This window comes from Caldithrix sp., from assembly GCF_056497305.1.
In genome coordinates, this window is sequence record NZ_JBSMDE010000114.1 from 1 (window position 1) to 20,823 (window position 20,823).

A 20,823-nucleotide genomic window follows, 5' to 3' on the forward strand; every position below is an offset into this window, starting at 1 on the left:
GGGCGGAGTGTTCTGTCCCGCGAACACTCCGCCCCCCCCTCCCCCGTCGGTAATCGCTCATGTAATTCCTTTGAATCGAGTGCCTGATCCAAATACCTTATGCCTTATTTAACAGCCTCGGCATGAATTTCAATCTTTACTTCATCACTGACAACCAGACCGCCGCTATCCAGCGTCTTATTCCAGTTCACGCCAAAATCTTTGCGATTAATGACCGTGGAAGCTTCAATTCCAATACGCCTTTTGCCCCATGGATCGGTGACCGGACCGCTAACGGTGAACGGCAACTCAATCTCGCGGGTTACGCCGCGTATTGTTAAATCGCCAATAGCCACAAACTGCGTACCTCGCTTTTCCACGCGTTTGGTTTTAAAGGTGATCGTGGGAAAGGCCTTGGCATCAAAAAAATCAGCACTGCGCAAATGGTTATCGCGCTGCTCATTATCTGTGCTGATACTGGCGGTTTTAATGGTGACCTGAGCGCTGATGTTTTGTGGATTCTCAGGGTCGTAGTTTATGGTGCCGGAAAACTCGGTAAATTTGCCAGGTACGGTGGTTATGACCATATGCTTAACCGAAAACCCGATATTGGTATGGGCTACGTCCAGCTGGTAAATGTCGCCGGCAAAGAGTGAAACACTGAGGGCTAAAAAGGTCAATATATGAACATAAAAACGGTGTAACATGGTTACCTCCTTTGTTGTAATTAATAGAGTTCTGCAAAATTACTTTATTTGTCATTCTGAGCGAAGCGAAGAATCTTATAAGTTAAACATAAACAGTGGATTCTTCGTCGTCCCGATTCTCGGGACTCCTCAGAATGACAGCCACAGGTTAATTTTGCAGAACTCTAGTAATTAAAAGTGTTCTACCCATTGCGCATAAATGTCATGTCGAAGCCCGATTTATCGGATGAGAAATCTCAAAACTTCAACAGAAACAAAATATTGCTCGTCGTACCGACTCTCGGGACTTTTCGGACTGACACTAAAATTTGCAATTCGTATTCTTTTGAGCATTAATTAGAATTCAATACATTAATTGTACACACACATTTTTCTTAAAAAAATTATTCTCTTAATTTATCCAATAAATTATTGAGCGTATCGATCTCCTCATCGTTTAATTTTTTCAGCGTCTCCCTGAATTGCTTTAACTCCTCATCCAGCTGCTCCAGAAGCTCCAGGCCCTGCTGCGTTATTAAAATATCAACCGCTCTTCGATCCGTAGGACAAATATGGCGCTCTACCAGACCCTTCAGGCGCAATTTTTCTACCAGACGGGAAGCATTGGACATTTTATCCAGCATGCGTTCTTTAAGCAGATTGACCGTAGCTGGATTTGGATATTGTCCCCTAAGAATCCGCAAAATATTGTACTGTTGCGCAGAAATGTTGTGCCTTTTTAATTTCTGATTATGGCGACAATTGATCCAGTTAGCAGTATAAATAATGTTCACGATCAGCTTTTCAAAAGGGTCTTTAAACGGCTTGCTCTTAATCTCTTCTTCCAGGCGCATTGTTCTTTTCCTCTGTTTCATGTTTCTACAATATATGTATATACACCTAAAGAGGCAAATCGTTTTATTTTCGGTATTTTTCTATTGAATTTGAATGCGCGACACACAAGCGGGTGTCTTAAGCTCTGGCACAGGACTGCGCTGTCTGAGTCCCTTTAGAAGGAAGCTCTTACTCTGTTAAAATCTCGATTAAGCGCGCAAGCTCCTGTTCAAAATCTTGTAACGACATGTATCGGTTCAATCGTTTATGTTCCCGGCCGTCTACGAAAATAATAATCGTTGGCACACTAAAGACCAGATATTGACCGCGCAATTCCGGGGCCTTCTCAATATCCACATATTCAAAATGCACCACGTCGAATTGTTCACAAATCTGGCGCACCTGTGGGCGTAACACTTTGCACACATTACAGGTTTCTGTAGAGAAATAGCCCACCGTAATGACATGCTGTTGTAATAAATCCTGAAATTCGATTAATCTCATTGGAATAAACTCTTTAACTTTTTTTGAATTTGTTTACTGGCCTTTTTCTTTTCTGCTTCAATACGACGATTGATTTCATCCTGGCGTTTTTTGACTTCTGCTTCAATCCTTTTTAATTCTTTTTCATGTTGCTGGACCAAATTTTGCACCCATTGTTCTTTTTGCTTCACAAATGCTAAAAATCGTTTGTGCGTTGGGTTAACCTTTTTTTGGATTTCGGAGCGCAAGCGACTTTGCGCTCGGCTGAGCTCAGCGCTCAATTTTTTCCGAAATTGGGCCAGTAAAAGGTCATCCAGATTGGAATTAAGATGCAGGTCCCATTTCCCTGGCTGCCCTTTAATTCTGGCCTTCAGGTTCAATGTGGAAATCTGCTGAATGGCTTCCAAAACCAGTTTTTGCAGGTCAGAAAGCTTTGCCACATTGGCTCTGGCTAAAGACAATTCACGGGCTTCAAAACTAATTTCACTGAGCACCGTGTCCCCCAAAAAATCTATCTTGCCTTTTAAATAGCCTACGCCCTTTTCAAATTCCACAGGCAGATAGGCAGAGTTTGAAAGGCGCATATGATTCAAGGAGAAGCCTGCGTAATCAATGCTAAACGTTTCGTGGGGAATTTTCTGCAGATAGTTTAACGAACCCGTGAGCCTGAAAGAGCGAGCGTTTGCGCTTTGCCCGCTGATGTTCAGCAGCGTTGGACGTTGAATATAGCGCTGATCTGAGGTCAGGTCGCTTAACTCACCGCTCAATTGCAATCCATCACTGGTTTGACCGGAGAGTAATATTTTTTTAATCCACCAATCAGGTCGGCCATTTGGTGAATAAAAATAAATATCCTGTCCTTTTAAGCGGGGCGCCTTTTCCTTTTTGGGCTTATCCGATTTTACTTTATTGAGATAAGTGCGTCCTGTTTGTATATAAGTCAAATATTGCTCAAAACGATTTACCAACGTAGCGCCAAATACCATTTTGGCCATGTTTTTCCTGGAGAGCTCCGGAAGCCGGGCTTTTTTAAGCGCCTGCCGGTAATCTTCCTCAACCCATTGCTGAATTAAAGGAATACTTTGTCGGAGGTGCTCCAGGGTCTGTTGCAGTTCTCTTTTTGTGGTTGAAATGGAATCGGTTAACTGAGCTACCTTTTTTCTGGAAGCCTTCAGGGTACGAAAAGCCTTCTGCAGGCTTTTCAGGTCTTTTATCTTCTGCGGATCGATGCCTTTGATTTCTGTTTCAATGGCCTTTAACTCTTTTTGGTATCTGGTTTGAGCAAGTTTTTGCTGCCAGTCTTCCAGCGATTGATTCAAAGCCTTTTGCAAAGAATCGATTTTGTGTGGCGATTTAAGGGTCAGTAATTTAACCACGCTATCCACATTCACCTGTTTGTGGATGGTGCTTAAAGGCAAGTTGCTCTGTTCCTGAATATTTTGCGCCACTTTTTGTAACGATTTCTGGAGCAGGCCCGGCTTTTTTGCTTTCTCTTTCAATCGCCGGGGCAAAGCGCCATCGGTTTCCCGTGGCGTGTAGGTTTGCAATCCGCTGATCTTAAAATTTTCAACAATGATCTTTTTGGAGAGCAGTGGCCAGAATTCAAAATCGACCCGGCACACGCCTGTTTCAAAAAGATTACGCATGGTCTGTTTGGGATCAGTAACCTGTAAGCGTTTGAAGCTAAGCCGGGCGCCGAACAGAGAGAGATCAAGCCCGTCAATTTCCACCTTGGCACCAACGATTTGACTTCCGGCTTTTTCTAACTGATTTTCCAACCAGCGGTCAGTAAAGATCAAACTTAAAAGCAAAATCAGACCGATGACCACACCAAAAAAAATGACGCCTTTCCAACGAATCATCATTGCCTCACTGCCTGAATTTTTTTGTACACAGAATAAAACTTGGTGGTTTTGATCAACTGCACCACCTTCAGTTTTTGCAGCCGTGGATCCAGGTGCTGTCGATAGTAGAGAACAAAGAACTTCAGGAAGAACAAGATAGGTAAAAAGAGCAGAACACTAACGATAAGACTCCCCAAAACCACTGTATTGTTGTAATGACTCAAAGCCACAACAGGAAACTGGTACAGCGCCGCCCACAGGCCATGCAATGCGCTAACATCAACCAGCAGGTAATACCCTAAACTGTGAAACAGCGGATCCAGAAGGTAGGCCATTCCGCTAAAAAGGGCAAAAGCAAAAATCACACTGCCCAGATTCACTTTAAAAATGACCACCAATAAAAGGATGACCATGTTGTGTAAGGTAAAAAAAGGAGTCAGCCCTAAAATCATTCCCAGACTAAAACCGAGGGCAATTTGTGTGGGTGAATCCTCGGAACGTAAAATTTTAAAAATTTTGGCTAAAATTTCCAGGCCAAACATCGCGGCTCCCGATATTTTGTAATCGCATTTTTTTAAAATAATGGAAATTAGAAGTTAAAACAAACAGCGAAGTTACAATGGTGAAAAAACCCCGTGATTGTTCATTCAGCCTGCCGGAGTAAAGGATTCCTCGTCCTTACGAAATGTGGAATCTCTTTGAAATGAGACACGGTTTTGGTTTTTACCGATTGTCATTTCGACCGTTGCCCCGACTGCGTCGGGACAGAGCGGAGAGAATCTCGAGCTGAAGCTCGATTTAGGTTGCATTTGCGAATTGTCTGCCAATGTAAAGGATTCTTCAGAATGACACTCAGTACCATTTAATTATTCAACCATTCAACTAATTAACTATTACACTCTTAACTCTTACACACATACACTTTCCCACACTTGTATCTGCCAGTGGAAGTCTCGAGCTGAAGCTCGAGTTACGTTGCGGCTTTGCTGCCTTAGGTTAACAGTCCATACTTCTTCATTTTGTAGATTAAAACATGGCGCGGTATTTCCAGTAAACGCGCTGCTTGCGATTGGTTGCCTTCGGCCTTTTGCAGGGCCGCTTCAATCGCCTGTTGTTCTAACTCTTTAAGCGGAACAATTTCCCCGAGCTCAAACGGGGAGGTTTTTGCCGGAGAGGAACTCTGGTGCAGGGTTGGCGGCAAATCTTCCACATCCAGCACATCTTTTCCACTCAGAACGATCATCTGTTCAATGGTGTTTTCCAGTTCACGTACATTGCCCGGCCAGGGGTACGATTTAAGACGCTCCAGGGCGCGGGGCGTTATGCGAATGGGACGTTCCGGAGCCAGCTTTTTAATGATCAGGTCGATTAGAGCCGGAATCTCTTCGCTCCTTTCCCGTAAAGGGGGAACCACAATGGGCACCACAGAGAGTCTGTAGTACAGGTCTTCCCTAAATTTGTTCTCTTCTACCAGTTTTTTAAGATCGCGGTTGGTGGCTGAAATAATGCGTACATCGACTTTAATGGGCTTATTTTCGCCGATGCGCTCAAATTCTCTCTCCTGAATGACGCGCAGCAGTTTGGCCTGCAATTCTGGCTTCAGGTCGCCAATTTCATCCAGAAAGATGGTTCCCCCGTCGGCCAGCTCGAACTTGCCGCGCCGATCGGCAATGGCTCCGGTAAAGGAACCCTTGACGTGTCCGAACAATTCACTTTCCAGCAGTTGCTCGGGAATGGACGGACAATTAACAGTGATGAGCGGTTTGTCCTTTCTGCGGCTGTTGTAATGAATGGCTTTGGCAATCAGATTTTTGCCGGTTCCGCTTTCGCCCAAAATTAAAACATTGGAATCGCTTTGCGCCAGACGCGCAGCCATCTGCACCACCTTTTGCATGGCCGGACTTTGTACAATCAGATTGTCAAAGCTAAAATGCTGGCCCAGTTCCTCTTTTAAGAGTTGATTTTCGGTTTCCAGGCGCCGAATTTTGGCCGCCTTTTCGATGGTAAAGATCAGTTGTTCGCGACTGAATGGTTTGGTTAAATAGTCGTCGGCGCCCAATTCACAGGCTCGAACAGCCTGATCGATACTGCCAAAGGCAGTGATTAAAATAAAAATGGCCTCGCGGTCTATTTTACGAATCGCTTCCAATAGTTGAATGCCATTTAAATCGGGCATCTGGATGTCGCTGATGACCAGGGGGAAAACCTGTTCCTTAAAGAGTTGCAAACCTTCCCGACCCGAATGGGCAACCGTCACCGGATATCCGGCCTGATTCAATTGGTAGGAGATGACCTTGGTCAAATTGAGGTCGTCATCAACTAATAAAGTTTTCAAGGGCCCTCCTTACTTTTTTACATAAAGACTTCTTCAAAATTAAACTGTGGCTGTCATTCTGAGGAGTCCCGAGAATCGGGACGACGAAGAATCCACTGTTTATGTTTAACTTATAAGATTCTTCGCTTCGCTCAGAATGACAATTAATGCAATTTTGCAGAAGTCTATTTTACACAATTTACTTATCTCCCTCACAAAAGTTCAAATCTTTCTGGCCCGGGTGAAGGTGGCCATTCGTTGTCCGCTTTGGATGAGCCACGGTCTGCGCAATTACGCCGGTGCTTCACCTTAAAATTTGGTTCGAAATTCTAAGCCTTTTCTATTGGACACGACACAACAGGCCTTTCAGGTAAAGACTTTCGGGGATGTGAAGTTTAATGGGATGATCTGGAGCCTGAAACAGCCATTGCACAATTTGCGCCTCTTTACCGGCATCCAGGGCGGCATCCGAAACAATTTTCTGAAACAGTTCTGGTTTCATCAGGCCGGAACAGGAAAAAGTAAACAGCAGACCGCCCGGGCGCAGCAAGTTAAAGGCCAGTCGATTAATGTCTTTGTAGCCACGGCTGGCGCGTAACAAATTGCGCTGGGCATCCACAAATTTTGGCGGATCCAGGACAATTAAGTCAAATTGCCGGCCAGCGGCCTCGTATTGGCGCAGTAGCTGAAAAACGTCGGCTTTAACATTGGTGTAGCGATCCGCAGCAAATTGGTTCAGTCGAAAGTTTTCTTCCTGTAATTCCAGTAATGACGCAACTGCTTCCACATTGGTTACGTGTTTTGCACCGCCTTTTAAGGCAGCCAGGCCAAAGCCGCCGCTGTAAGCAAAGCAGTTGAGCACCTCCCGATCTGTGCTCCATTGTTGCACCGTGTAGCGGTTTTCCCGTTGATCCAGGTAAAAGCCGGTTTTGTGTCCGTTTTTCACATCCACCCAAAAATGGAGTCCGTGTTCGGTAATTTTCAAACGCGGCGGTGCTTCCTGGCCCCACAGCAGGCCCTTTTTCAAAGGCAACCCCTCTTTTTTGCGCACATCAACATCCGAACGCTCGTAAATCCCGGACGGTTTTATCTGCTCTTTAAGAATCTGAACCATTTCCTCTTTCCAGAATTCGGCCCCGGCGCTCAGAAATTGACAAATCAGATGTTCATCGTAACGGTCCACGATCAAACCGGGCAGGCCATCGGCTTCGGTGGCAATTAACCGATAGGCCGTGCTGGCCTGTTCGATGTGTAAAGCGTGGCGCAAGGCAATAGCCTGTTGAATGCGCTTTTCCAGAAAAGTGACGTCAACCTTCTCCTGCGGATTAAAGGTCCACATGCGCACCGCAATTTGCGACTCAGGCGAAAAAGCCCCGCGGCCCATGAGCTTTCCTCGGGCATCCAGAACAGTAACGGTTTCTCCAGGCTGCGGATGGCCTTCTACCTTCTTGATTGCTCCGGAAAAAATCCAGGGATGCCTGCGCAAGATGGATTTTTCCCGACCTTTTTTCAAAATGACTGTTTGCATCATCTCACTCAAATTCTGACTCCGTTTTGCAGGTTGGCCCCTTTTAAGAAAAACAGAATCTGTACCAGGTCACTTTCCGGAACCATTCATTGCGACCAACCTCATGAAAGCCCATTGCTTTACAGCGCAAAGTAAAAAGGCACAAAATTCTGCCTCGCATTCGTACAGAGGCTTTTTTGTGCCTTGCTGTTATTATTTTAAAGTCCGCCATTTGTTTATTGCATCAGGATGTAATCGCCTAAGATGTGAGCGGTTTCCAGAATGTAAAAGTCTTCTTTATCATCATAACCGGATTTTTTGTGAATGGTTTTCAATTTTTTCTTTAAGGCCTGTCGCTCTTCACGTTCCTTTTTGCGCTTTTCAATGTTCAAAGAAACCACATTGCGTTCCTTTTCTTTTTTAAGGCGCTCGATCTCTTTGAGCATGAGCTGGTACTCTTCATTGTTTTGTACGCGTACCAGATGGGCGTTGCGCAATCGGGGTAACAAGGTAGGTAAACGATTATTCAACGGCTCAAAATCCACGGGTTCGATTTCGTCCCAGAGCAAAGCGTTTTTCTCACTGCGTTCTCCGATTTCCATGATCTCATAGCGATCGGGAATGCGAATATCGGGTAGAACGCCGACATTTTGCGTACTCCCTCCGGTAATTCGGTAAAATTTGGCAATGGTCAATTTGACCTGTCCCAATTTCTCTTTTGAATGGGGAAAGAAGCGGGAAATGGGGAAAATGTTTTGCACCGTACCTTTGCCAAAGGTTTGTGTGCCAACAATCAGGCCGCGATGGTAATCTTGAATGGCCGCGGCAAAAATCTCTGAGGCCGAAGCGCTTAAACGATCGACCAGCACGGCCAGGGGGCCATCGTAAACCACTTTGGAATCAAAATCCCGTTCCACTTTAACGCGCCCGCGCGAATCGCGTACCTGGACCACCGGGCCTTTTTTGATGAACAATCCCGTTAAATCGACGGCTTCCGAAAGGAAACCACCGCCATTACGACGTAAGTCGATGATTACGCCGTCCACCCCTGCGCCCTGCAATTCCCTGAGCAGCCGTTCAACATCGCGCGAGGTACTGGCGTAATCTTCCTTGCCCTGGCGCATGGCTTCGTAGTCGAGATAAAAATCCGGAATATTAATCACGCCAATTCGGAATGTTTTCCCATGGTGCTCAATTTCCAGCGTGTCGCTCTTGGCCGCCCGATCGGCCAGTTTAACCTTATCCCGCGTTAAAGTGATGGTTACCGGCGGATCGGAAAGGGCGGCATCCGCGGGAATGATTTGCAATCGCACCTTGGTGCCTTTTTTCCCCCGAATCAACTGCACCACATCATCGATGCGCCAACCGACCACATCAACCAATTCACCGTCTTCGCCCTGCCCTACCGCGACAATGCGGTCATTGGGGTGCAACAGACCGCTGCGATCGGCCGGGCCACCGGGAATGATTTCGACCACAGTGGTGTAGTCATCTTCCGTTCGCAAGCTGGCCCCAATGCCTTCCAGTGAAAGGCTCATGCGAATTTTAAAATCCTCGCTGGTTTTGGGCGACATGTAGTTGGTGTGCGGATCAAAGGTAGCAGTAAAGGCATTCATGTAAATCTGGAACACATCTTCACTCTGGGTTTTGAGCATCTGTTTTTCCATGTTGTTGTAACGCTTTTCCAGACGCTCTTTAATATCCGGCCACTCCTTGCCTGCCAGTTTTAACGACAGCGCCTCATTTTTCAGGCGCTTGGCCCACAACGTATCCAATTCCGCGCGACTCCTGGCCCATGGCGCATCTTTACGATCGATTAAAAACGAATCTTCTGTGGTAAAAGTAAAGGGATGGTTTAGCCGTTCTTTAACAAAGGTTAAACGCTCTTCAAAGCGCTCTGTAAATCGATTAAAGATATTGAAAGCGGCCCGCAAATCACCGTTACGCAGCGCGTCATCCAGCGCATAACGGTAGCGTTCAAAGGCATCGATGTCTTCTTGCAAAAAATAGAGCTTTTGAGGATCCAGCGCTTCCAGGTAAAAATCGAACATCTGGCTGGAAAGTTCATCGTCGATTTGCTGCTTTTTATAGTGGATTTTAGGTAAAAAGAAAGCGACAGCCTGTTCAACGCGGGGATGGATGGGCAATGGCTCCAGCACAGGACGCTCTGATTTTGTAAGGGCTAGAGCGGTAAAGGCAAACAATAAAATTGTGATAAACAAGATGAGCAAATGAGTTGTTTTTTTCATGAGGCTCCCTGATAATGTTAATTTTGTATTTGAATTTAAAATCAATTACTTAAAGCAAATATTCCCTGCTGCATCCCGCAGCATAAGAGCTCAGCTTGCCCCCCTTCTTTTTGATCCGGTAACAAAATTTTACGACGCTATTGACAAACTGCGCTGCTAACTCGCAAGAAAAATCCTTTTTTTTAATAATAGCAATTAAAGTAAAAAATGCAAAAAAAGTTTCATGCCTGTTTCCGCTTAGGCTTTTGTTTTGGGTATTCGAATGAATTGGATCAAACTTAATGACACCATACTGAGCGCTGTTCCAAAGAGAAAAGGAATTTTGTAATTCACCATCCACAACAGCCCGCCAATAGCTGGAATAAAAACAGCCGCAATGTGATTAACCGTAAAACCAAAAGCCATGGAAGGCGCAATGTCTCGGGAATCGCCGATCTTCTGAAAATAGGTACGAATGGCTATGGCAAAGTTGAAGAAGATATGATCCAGAATGTAAAGCAGAGCAATGATCCAGCGATTTTGCACAAAGGCATAAGCTAAAAAGATGAAGATCAGACTAAAATATTCCAGTGACAGCACTTTCCGTTCACCAAAACGAATAATGGCTTTGCCGATTAAGGGGCTTAAAAAATAGTTAATAACATTGTTGATGATAAAAAGAACCGTCACTTCGCGAATGGAAAAATGGAAACGTTTAACTAGCAGAAAGACGGCAAAGGCCACAAAGATCTGCCGGCGCGCCCCGGCCAGAAAGGTTAAGGCGTAATACAACCAGTATTTCTTTTTTACGATCATCTTTTTGCGCTGGATGGGTAATGTTTTATCGACCGGATCCTGTAGTAACGCCCAGAGAGCGATGCCCACGATTAAAATACCGCCGCTCAGGTAGAGATTCTGATAGCTTAGCAAAAAGGTTAAACCATAAATGGCCACTCCGGCAAAAATATTGGAGGCCGCGCTGATGCTGCGGATTTTGCCAAACACCCAGGGGGATGTCTGACGATCAAAATATTGTAAGGTAAGGGATTGATTGGTAGTTTCGAAGTAATGGAAACCAAAACTCATGATGAGCGTGGTGACGATCAATCCTGCAAAACTGGGTAAAAAACCGGTCAGGCCCACGCCCAGGCCCAGAATTAAAATGGACAGCGCCGAAAGTTTGTGCTCGGCCACTACTTTGAGTAGAAAGATGGCCAGCAGGGCTAAAAATCCCGGTACCTCGCGTACGCCCTGAATGATCCCCACATGACTGCCATTCAAATGAGCCACTTCCACGGCAAAATTATTGAACAGGGTACGCCATATCTGCAAACCAGCCGTAGAGGCAATGGTGAGCACCATCAAATATCGGTACATGGGATTTTTTTTAATTTGTTCCATGGCAATCAATCCACTATCTTCTGCCTTACCCCGTCACTTTGTAAAAGTGATGAAATTTGGGCTTTTTGTACATAAATTGCAAAAAATGTTGAGAGGAGTGAACTATGCGTCGTAGAAAGATCAGATACTGGAGGGAAGATTCTTTCCGAACGACCAATGGCAGCGTTCTGAAATATGACAAGCTGGAGCACGCTTTGCTGGGCTTCATCGGAATGTTGGTCTCTCTATTTTGGGCAAAAGCCACTTCGCCACAGGAAGTTCTTTTATTTTTTGTGATCTGGAATATCATTGGCCTGCTGTGGGAGCTGTTTCAATTACTCATTCAGCAACTGCCCATTGAAATTAAGGACCTGGCGGCCAACAACATCGGAATTGTAACCGCCGGCATCTTAGGCTACCTGATTGTTTAATAAATTCCCGATCATTCCAAAACCCGGGAGCGCTGGAATGGAAGCATTCTGTAACATACCTTAACCGGCCGGAACCTGGCAGATCAGAGAGCTGTTTTAACGATTCCTGAGCCATTAATCCCGGTTAAAAATAAAAATGTGTTCAGCAAATTTAAAAAGACTTACGCCTATCCAGAATGGCCATAATAAATGTAACTTTTTTGCGAGGTATTACGTAGTTTTTATTAAGTGTTCCAAAAAATCAAACATGGGGCTTTTAAATGGACAGCTTTAAAGCGATTGTGTTCATCAGCGTTTTAATGGTACTGCACATTTCCGATATTTTTGCCCAGTCAAAAAAAGATTATGAAAAGCTTTTTTCCATGCCCGAAATTGAACGGCGTGTCAGGCAAAAATATATCGAACAAAACGACCGACCCGTGCGCCATTTTCAGGATGATTTAACCATTGCTGCAAAGGATACCGTAAATTACAATATCCTGATCAATAAAGGCGATTTACTGGTCAAAGGCCTGGTGAATGGCGACATTGTCGTTTTATTTGGCGACATTCGCATCGACTCCGGCGCCAGGATTAACGGCAATGTAACAACCGTAAATGGTAAAATCCGACAAAACCCAAACAGCCTGGTAACCGGAAATCAAATCGAAACCAATCTTAAAAATCTGTTTCCGGCCCGTGAATTTGGCAAAGATTACCGCGAAGACATCATAGAGCGCTACCTGGCGCGCTACACCAAGCCTTACGGCGAAGGCTACAATGTGTTTACACTCAACAAAGAAAAGAAATCAGACCTTTTGTTCCGTTACAACCGCGTTCAGGGGGTGTTTTTAGCATTGGCCCTTCCGCAACTGGTGGGTCAGAATTACAAATATCTGATGCTGGATGGATTTTTGGGGTATGGTTTTTCTGATAAGAAAACACGCTACGAGGTCAAAATCGGTCACTGGTTTTTTAGTCCCGCGAAATTCCGCTTCCAATTGGGAGTATCCTTTTACGATAAAATCGAGAGCAAGGACGTGTGGCTCATCTCTTCACTGGAAAACACGCTGGCCGCTTTCTTTTTAAACGACGACTATCTGGATTATTATCGTCGAAAAGGATATGAATTTTCTGTTTCACAGAACCTATCGGTCTATTTTAAAGGCACCCTGGCTTTCCGTAACGATCAATATTCGAATGTTTTGAAGACAACCGACTGGGCGCTTTTCAAGGACAAGGATCGCTTCCCCGAAAACCCGGCCATCGAACAGGGGCGCATGCGTAGCCTTTACGGCGAATTGTACTGGGATTCACGTGAAAACCCACGGCTACCTCATTCAGGCTGGTATGCCAAGCTGAGCCTGGAAAGCTCCACTAAAAAATTAAACAGCGATTTTTCTTTTAACCAATACATTCTGGAAATCCGGCGCTATCAGAGGATTAGTGCTTACGAACGGCTGGATTTGCGTATTAAAGCGGCGACTTCCGAAGGACAGGTGCCGTTGCAGAAACGATTTCACCTGGGTGGCATAAGCACACTACGCGCTTTCAATTATCGCTCATTGCGCGCCGCTGGTTCCGGTGGAGATCGCATGCTCCTGCTGAATCTGGAATACAATATCAATCCTAAGCTGTTCCACTTTCCATTGAGTTTTGGCGAAGACCTGCATTACATTATTTTCTTCGATGCCGGAAACGTCTGGGACAGAGCCGCCGTCAGTTCCGAGGATGGTTGGGACAGGGGCTTCAAACAATTAAAACTTAAGGATTTTAAAAGTGATCTGGGGGTCAGTTTAGCCAGCCCGTCCGGGCGTTTCAGAATAAATCTGGCCAAAAGGCTGGATACTTCGCACAAGGCCTGGAAAGTTTCTTTTAGAATACAAAAACCCTTTTAATGAAGGATGATATGAAGATGTCATGGAGAGGCCTGTACATAATGATAGTTGCTCTGTTCCTGAGCAACAGCGCTTTTGCACAGGAGGGAATCGTAGAATTACACGATTTTTACATGGATGAAATCGAATATGCCGGATTCATTCTGAATCAGGAGCGCACCATACACATCGAAGCCGTGGGAGCCGGAGGCCCGCACAAAATCAGCTCCAAATCCTTTCAGATCGATCCGCACAACATGTTTGCTTATGCCTGGATTTTAAACAGTCAGACGCGTGAAATGGTCTGGCGCATGGATATTGACAATACTAAAAAAGTGTCCGGTTCCGCTTTTAACCGTAAGTTTGAAGGATCAGTAAAACTACCGCCCGGAACGTACGAACTTTACTATGGCGCCTTTAAACCTTCTTTCCTCAACCTGGACGGCGGATTTGTCTCCTTTAAGCAATTACTGAAGTTCATCTTTGAAAAGAGCGAGGAATGGGATAAAGATGCAGAAAAATGGATGGTGCGCATTACAGGCGTCGATGAAGCGCTGGACAAATTTGATGTCAAAAAAATACAGGATTCCTGGTTAGACAAAACCATAGCGCAGCTGATCAAACAAAAAGACGGCCAGATGCGCCATACCGGATTCCGCTTAAAAAAGGCCGCAGATTTGCTGGTGTACTCCCTGGGTGAAGGAACCGATGGCAAGATGTACGATTACGGCTGGATTATCAACGCCAAATCCCATGAACGTATCTGGATGATGGAAGAAGGGGAAACCGACTATGCCGGAGGCGCGCAAAAAAATCGCCGCTTTAAAGGCGTTTTGCATTTTAAACCCGGCGACTACCTCGTTTACTACAAAACCGACGACTCACACTCCTACCAGGAATGGAATGCCAATCCGCCTTACGATCCTGTCTTCTGGGGAATTGTGGTCAAACCTGTTTCTGAAGATTTTTCCTGGAAACAGGTCGAAAAATACGAAGACCAGACCCAGGAGGCCATCATTTCCATTACGCGTGTCGGCGACTATGCCTACTCCGAAGCCTTTTTGAAAGTGCTAAAACCAACGCAGATTCGAATTTTTGCTCTGGGAGAAGGCCGCAACGGCGATATGTATGACTACGGCTGGATCACCCGCGCCCGCGATGGTAAAGTGGTCTGGAAAATGGAGTACGATCAGACCAGACATGCCGGAGGATCGTCCAAAAATCGCCTGTTCGACGGGGTAATATCCCTGACGCCCGGTTTGTACATCGTTCATTATCAGACCGACGATTCGCATTCGTACGAAGAGTGGAATGCCCGTCCGCCACAGCAACCGGAGATGTGGGGCATTACGCTTTACAATTTAGGTGAAGCGGACGCTGTCCAAAAGATAGAAAAAGAAAAATTGGCGCCTAAAAAAGCGCTGGCTCAGTTGATTCAGGTTGGAGACGATGAGTATTTACGCAAAGACTTTTTCCTGGATAAACCAGCTACGGTACGCATTTATTGCCTGGGCGAAGGCGATTGGAATGAGATGTACGATTACGGCTGGATTAAAAATGTGGAAAGCGGTGAAATAGTGTGGAAGATGAAGTACAAACAGACCGTTCACGCCGGAGGGGCCAACAAAAATCGCATGGTCAACACCATCATTAGCCTGCCAGCCGGCCATTACCGGGTTTACTACCGTTCTGACGGCAGCCATTCTTACAGACGCTGGAATGCTCCTCCACCATACGACGAACGCAGCTGGGGCATCTCCGTCTTTTTAGTCGAATAATTGCGTTTGCTAAACAGGACTAGTAGAGGGCTGGAATCCCGACTCATCAGAGTAAAAAATCTTGTAACGTCAATAAAAACAATCTAAGTTTCAAGACTTTTTAATGAACGAATTAATAAGAGTGAACTCACTAACCGTGGGGAGGAAAAGATGTTACGTACTATGGTCGCCATCCTGATTGCAATAGGATTAACTTGGGCTGCTGACTTCAATCAGGTTGTAGAAAAACGCTTCGATGCCCATAATCTGAAAAAAGTCGTTGTACTTAACACCAATGGCAATATCAACATCAAAGGCGGGAGCTCTGATCAGGTTCTGCTGGTTGCCCATAAAATGGTTAACGGTCGTGACAGTGAAAAAGAGAATTTGTTAAAGGCCCTTGAAATTCAAACGGATGAAAAAGACGGCATTCTAACCATCACCGTGAAGCGTTACAAAAACCGAAAAGGCTTTTTTAGCTGGCTGTTCGATCTGGATTTTGGAGAGCAGCGTGTAGATTTTGACCTCACGCTTCCAGAGCATTTAAAGGTTAAAGCCCACTCAACCAATGGCCAGATTGAAGCCTATGATTTTGCAGGGCAATTGGACCTGGCCACCACCAATGGTGAAATAAAAGCCACACATGTTCAAAAAATAAAAGAACTGCACTCAACAAACGGGAACGTGGAAGTTGACTTTGAACGCTTGCCCAAGGGCCAGCAGGAGATCGAAATTGGTACCACCAATGGAGAGATTACGCTCATTGTGCCGGAACAATCCCGATTTAATGTGCGCGCCTTTACAACCAATGGCAGAATCAATTACGATTTACCTTACAGCGGGAAAATGCAAAAAAGCAAAAGCCATCTGGAAGTGGAAAACGGCCGGGATCTACCGACCTTTTTTCTGAAAACGACCAACGGGGATATTAACATTCATGGCAGAATGTAAATTTCCATTGTTGACCAGCCGGAAGCATGGTTTTTAATCACTGGAGTTAGGCATGGCCGTAAACAAAAACATTTACGCAGGGATTTAAGCAACCACAGAGCGCACAGAGATGCAATTTTAAATTAAAAATTAAAAATTACGAATTACGAATTAATTTGCGAAGGGGCAATTATGCCCAGGCGGTGAGGAACCGTTCCGGCATGTCATTCTGAGAATCCTTTACATTGGCAAACCATTCGAAAGAGCAATGTAACTCGTGCTTCAATCCGCGACTTTGTGAGGGCGAAGTATTTATGGCGAGCTTTTGTTTTAAAACCCATCCCCCCGCCCCCCTTCCCTTTAAAAAAAGGGAAGGGGGCCGGGGGGTTAGGATCTTCAGCTTAAAAATTTTCGCATCCCGCTAAGCGGGATTATAAGTTTTAAGGTAAGTATTCTAAAGATTTGACGATATCAGTTTTGATGATTCCAAGAAATAATTTATAAGCAATTTAAGTTAATATTTTATGAATATTCGCATTTCAGCATGTTTCTGGCGACATGCAAAACCTGCGCGTATTAGCGTGCGAAATTTTTAATTCTGCTTCAGGGGGACGAGTTGAAGAGTTGGTTTAAAAACTGTCTGTGGAAAAATAATTGTGATTTAAAAAAAATTTCTCTCAATTCTGGTGTGGCTTTACTGCCTTAGATAAAAGTTTAGAAATTAAATGAGGAGAACAATGCATGAGGAACAACATTCGCTACTATTTTCTGTTTTCAATAAGCATTATTCTTTTGTTCAATTTTCGAGGCTTTGCAAAAAATGGCACGTCTGATAATCCCCCATTTCGTATCGGCATTAATTTCCCATTCAGGTCACAGGAGGTTGGCTCATTGCAAACGTTTTTACAATTATTAGGTGATTTGGGAGCCAAAGGTATTCGGCAACTTACATTTGGAGACGTTTTCTGGGGTAAGGTGGAACCAGAGGACAATCAATGGGACTTTACAAACAGTGATTCTGTGCTGTTTAATTCATTCAATATTTATGCGGTTCCTACACTGTTCATGATGGGCACTTCGGTAAACTCTACAGGACTTCAAGTACCATGGCGTGCCTGTACCAATCCAGGTTGCGGTTGGAATGTAGAGCGGGATAGCGCTGATACGCGCGATTATGTTCAAACGGTTGTAAAACGATATATGAATCGGACTCGTTACTGGGAAATTGCCAATGAAATGGATGGCCATACCAAAAGGCCAGAAGGATTGCCGGTTGATGAATTCGCTCAATTTATGGTCTTAAATTATCAATGGATTAAGGCTGTTGACCCTAATGCAAAAATTCTATTACCGGGATTGTTGGGCACTTATGGATTACCGCTTTCCAATACACGACAATGGCTAAAAGATCTGTTAAGCAATGGAGGCGGTGAAGGATTTGACATCTTAAATTACCACGATTATAATGCCTGGTGGACTTTAGCGGCGCATTACGATTCCATGAAAGCCATCTTAAAAGAATATGGTTATGAGGATAAGCCTATATGGGTAACGGAATGTTCCATCTCCTCAGATCCAACGGTTACTATTACACCAAATTACGCTGGGGTGGATGAACAGGCCGCTGATGTGTGGCGCCGTTCGGCGGTGTTATTTGCTAAGGGAGTACAAACCTGGTTCTGGCACAGTTTCTGGAGTAGCGGTGGGCAGTCTGAATGGCGAGAATTTGGCATCTTGGATGCAAATGGTAATCCCAAAAAATCATATTATTCCTACAAATTATTATTAGAAAAAATAAATGGATTTCAGAATGCAGAGGCCATTTCATTTGGAAATGCTACAGATGACAATACTGCGGGCGGTGAAGGAGTTTGGGTCGTAAAATTCAACTGGGTTGATGGCACTTCCCGCTGGGTAATGTGGAGCCCGGATAACCAACCATTTGATTTTAGAATCCCAATCAATGCTAAAGTAACTTTAACTAAAGTGGTTCCAACTGCAATTTTTAACCAAAATAACCAGGCAGAATTTGATTCCATGAGCATTGTCGTCCAAGATACCATCCTTACAATACAATTGACAGGCCAGCCTGTTCTGGTGGAAGTGACCCCTCCAACATCCATTGCCTATTCAAAATATGGGCCATCTTCGTTTACGTTACACCAAAATTATCCGAATCCATTCAATCCTGAAACTTTTATTCCTTTTACGCTTATAAAAGCTGGAAAAATAACCCTTACGATTTTTAATAATAAAGGGGAAAAAGTACGTACCTTGCTTAAGGATCAATGGCTTAATGCAGGTAAGCACAATGTGCGCTGGGATGGGAAAAATAAGAAAGGACAAATTGTTCCTTCTGGAATATACTACTACCGGATAAAAAGAGGAAAATTGAGTGCTACCAGAAATATGGTGCTATTACGTTAATAAAGACTAATGTTTTCTTAAGTTTTAAAAAGGTTTATTTTGCACGAGCTTTAAATAATTGAGTTTATTTCTTAGCTGGTCTGATAGTAAACCTGATTGTGATCGGCACCTACTAGAGTTCTGCAAAATTAACCTGTGGCTGTCATTCTGAGGAGTCCCGAGAATCGGGACGACGAAGAATCCCTTGCTTTTATTTAACTTATGAGATTCTTCGCTTCGCTCAGAATGACAAATAAAGTAATTTTGCAGAACTCTATGATCGGCACCTACAATTAAGGAGGAAACTGTCAATGACAAAGGTAAATTTCAGAGAATGGAGCAAGCGTTTTGCAGCGCAAGGCGGAATATTGGTGTTCTTCTTAATGGCATTTGAAGTCATGATAATGATAAGTCCATTTGCTTTTTTCTTTTATTCTGTATTCAACCCAATATTCCATTGGCTGGATGCATTTCCTGCGACAAGATGGCTCACTCACTTTTTCTTGCCGCATATGATTTTACCACCTACTTTACCTTTGAAAATCATCCGGATTTTAGGTTCTGTCCTGTTTATCGTGGGAGCAGGCACATTTATTATTTGTGCTCTCCAGGTTTACCTTGGAAAGATTTTCAAGTGGGGAATTGCCAGGCGAGGTATTTATCGCTTTGTCCGTCACCCCCAATATACGTCTCTTGGCATCTGGGGGCTGGGAATGGCTATCTTGTGGCCCCGTTTTATCGTGCTAATAACTTTGTCGATCATGGTTGTTCTTTATTACTTTCTGGCTAAAGACGAAGAAGGTAGAATGATACGACAATATGGGAATTCGTACAGAGAATACCTGAAAAAAACCGGAATGTTTTTCCCGCGTATTAGGGCCAAAGCAACCTCGGTATCTTCTCATCCATTAAAAACTAAAAACATGCTTATTCTCACGTCGGTTGTACTTTCTATCATTGCAAGCGGTTTTTTACTACGCTCCATTACATTGAATTCCATCCCAATGGCAAGCCAGAATAATATCACACTGGTTTCCATTATCCCAGAAGACATAGGCAAGGGATCGATCATATTAAATGCTGTACAATCAACTAAAATAGACTTTTTGAGTAAGGAAAAGAATTATCTTGGCTATGAAATGCCCGTTGATTATATCATGCAAGGAATGATTGCAAATACCGGATCAGAGCACCATTTATTTAAGCAGCACCATACCATCCCTCTTATTATCGATTGGGTTCTTAATCCATTTGATCATCTAAAGCGTTCCCCATCTGCACAAATGGCAAAAATGAGAAACGTTAATCCTTTGGTGGCCAGACGACATCATTGTCCTTTAGGAATTAATGATAAGAACATGCATTGCAACCAGTGTGAATATCGGAGGGTAATCCTGGTAGAAGTTGAAGCTCCGTCTAATTCCCGGCTGACCGGTAAGCAGTTATTTGCCTTCGATACACAAAGAATTCCTGTTGGTTTTATTGATATCAATACAAATAGCGGAGAGATTATTAACAAAAAACAGGTGGAATCGAAAACGGCCTGGAGTGATGTTCCTACTCCGGCTATTTAGCATTGTAATCTAAGGCAGCAGAGCCGCAACCTTTAAAAAACCGCAAAGAGCGCCCGTCTGGCACCGGACAGGCCAGTCTGGCAGCACCAGCCTGACAGGCCCGTCTGGCCACCGGACAGGCAAAGAATTAATTTTAATTAAAAATTACGAATTAAGAATTATTTTGCGAAGGGGCAAGTTTCCCCAGGCAGTGAAGGCTTGTGCCTCATGTCATTCTAATCCCCCGATTTATCGGGGGAGGAAGAATCCTTTACACCTACAGAGAATTAACAGGCGCAACGTAACTAGAGCTTCAGCTCTAGACTTTGGTAAGGGAAAAGCATTCACAAAATGCGCAAGGATTGCAAATAAAAATTTGCAAAATATCTTAACATATTAGAATACTTTCCTTCAGAAGATGTAATGCAATAGCGTGCGAAAATTTTTGTGCCGTGTGGTGGATTGAAACTGTTGAATTGTTGATTTGTTGAATGGTTGAATGAGCATCGGGCTGACATTCTGAATTCACACTGATCGTGAATGGGGCCATGAAAGAAAATCTTCAACAAAGGTGGTAAGCCTTCCCCCTCTCCCAGATTTTTATTCTAGGAGAGGGGGATCGAGGGGGTGAGGGC

At 44.3% G+C, this 20,823-nt stretch carries 15 protein-coding genes; 6 read left to right on the plus strand and 9 right to left on the minus strand.

The window, feature by feature from the left end; translation table 11 throughout:
• Nucleotides 1–104: 104 nt before the first annotated feature.
• The 9 genes from ACWB0I_RS09520 to ACWB0I_RS09560 all read right to left on the minus strand — a co-directional run bounded on the left by ACWB0I_RS09520 (nucleotide 105) and on the right by ACWB0I_RS09560 (nucleotide 11,276).
• Entirely contained in the window at nucleotides 105–686 is a 582-nt protein-coding gene (locus ACWB0I_RS09520; RefSeq protein ID WP_479387828.1) for a YceI family protein, read from the minus strand.
• A 383-nt stretch (nucleotides 687–1,069) separates the two neighbouring features.
• Entirely contained in the window at nucleotides 1,070–1,519 is a 450-nt protein-coding gene (locus ACWB0I_RS09525) for a MarR family winged helix-turn-helix transcriptional regulator (protein WP_479387829.1), read from the minus strand.
• Between the two features lie 169 nt (nucleotides 1,520–1,688).
• On the minus strand, nucleotides 1,689–2,003 hold the full coding sequence (locus ACWB0I_RS09530) for a thioredoxin family protein (protein WP_479387830.1): 315 nt from the start codon (nucleotides 2,001–2,003) through the stop codon (nucleotides 1,689–1,691).
• A complete protein-coding gene (locus ACWB0I_RS09535; RefSeq protein WP_479387831.1) occupies nucleotides 2,000–3,847 on the minus strand; it encodes a TIGR03545 family protein in 1,848 nt (615 codons plus the stop codon). The genes ACWB0I_RS09530 and ACWB0I_RS09535 overlap by 4 nt, the downstream gene beginning before the upstream one ends.
• Nucleotides 3,844–4,368 (minus strand): TIGR03546 family protein, encoded by a 525-nt coding sequence (locus ACWB0I_RS09540; protein ID WP_479387832.1) that lies wholly within the window; start codon nucleotides 4,366–4,368, stop codon nucleotides 3,844–3,846. The genes ACWB0I_RS09535 and ACWB0I_RS09540 overlap by 4 nt, the downstream gene beginning before the upstream one ends.
• A 449-nt stretch (nucleotides 4,369–4,817) precedes the next feature.
• Nucleotides 4,818–6,161: a sigma-54-dependent transcriptional regulator gene (locus ACWB0I_RS09545; protein WP_479387833.1), complete on the minus strand. Its 1,344-nt coding sequence runs from the start codon at nucleotides 6,159–6,161 to the stop codon at nucleotides 4,818–4,820.
• 319 nt (nucleotides 6,162–6,480) lie between these two features.
• Complete coding sequence (locus ACWB0I_RS09550; RefSeq protein WP_479387842.1) at nucleotides 6,481–7,671, minus strand: class I SAM-dependent rRNA methyltransferase; 1,191 nt, start codon at nucleotides 7,669–7,671, stop codon at nucleotides 6,481–6,483.
• A gap of 212 nt (nucleotides 7,672–7,883) precedes the next feature.
• Nucleotides 7,884–9,896 carry a carboxy terminal-processing peptidase gene (locus ACWB0I_RS09555; RefSeq protein WP_479387834.1) on the minus strand — a complete coding sequence of 671 codons (2,013 nt, stop codon included), beginning with the start codon at nucleotides 9,894–9,896 and terminating at the stop codon, nucleotides 7,884–7,886.
• Between the two features lie 237 nt (nucleotides 9,897–10,133).
• On the minus strand, nucleotides 10,134–11,276 hold the full coding sequence (locus tag ACWB0I_RS09560; protein ID WP_479387835.1) for an MFS transporter: 1,143 nt from the start codon (nucleotides 11,274–11,276) through the stop codon (nucleotides 10,134–10,136).
• Nucleotides 11,277–11,380: 104 nt separating this feature from the next.
• Here ACWB0I_RS09560 and ACWB0I_RS09565 point away from each other — a divergent pair, with 104 nt between their 5' ends.
• The 6 genes from ACWB0I_RS09565 (at nucleotide 11,381) to ACWB0I_RS09590 (ending at nucleotide 20,209) form a co-directional block, all read left to right on the plus strand.
• Complete coding sequence (locus ACWB0I_RS09565) at nucleotides 11,381–11,686, plus strand: hypothetical protein (protein WP_479387836.1); 306 nt, start codon at nucleotides 11,381–11,383, stop codon at nucleotides 11,684–11,686.
• A 260-nt stretch (nucleotides 11,687–11,946) separates the two neighbouring features.
• Entirely contained in the window at nucleotides 11,947–13,563 is a 1,617-nt protein-coding gene (locus ACWB0I_RS09570; protein ID WP_479387837.1) for a BamA/TamA family outer membrane protein, read from the plus strand.
• Between the two features lie 11 nt (nucleotides 13,564–13,574).
• Nucleotides 13,575–15,320, plus strand: coding sequence for a hypothetical protein (locus ACWB0I_RS09575; protein WP_479387838.1), 1,746 nt, complete (start codon nucleotides 13,575–13,577; stop codon nucleotides 15,318–15,320).
• 150 nt (nucleotides 15,321–15,470) lie between these two features.
• A complete protein-coding gene (locus ACWB0I_RS09580; RefSeq protein WP_479387839.1) occupies nucleotides 15,471–16,250 on the plus strand; it encodes a DUF4097 family beta strand repeat-containing protein in 780 nt (259 codons plus the stop codon).
• Nucleotides 16,251–16,970: 720 nt separating this feature from the next.
• Nucleotides 16,971–18,656, plus strand: a complete 1,686-nt coding sequence (locus ACWB0I_RS09585; RefSeq protein ID WP_479387840.1) for a FlgD immunoglobulin-like domain containing protein — start codon at nucleotides 16,971–16,973, stop codon at nucleotides 18,654–18,656.
• 290 nt (nucleotides 18,657–18,946) lie between these two features.
• Nucleotides 18,947–20,209: a methyltransferase family protein gene (locus tag ACWB0I_RS09590; protein WP_479387841.1), complete on the plus strand. Its 1,263-nt coding sequence runs from the start codon at nucleotides 18,947–18,949 to the stop codon at nucleotides 20,207–20,209.
• Nucleotides 20,210–20,823: the final 614 nt, after the last annotated feature.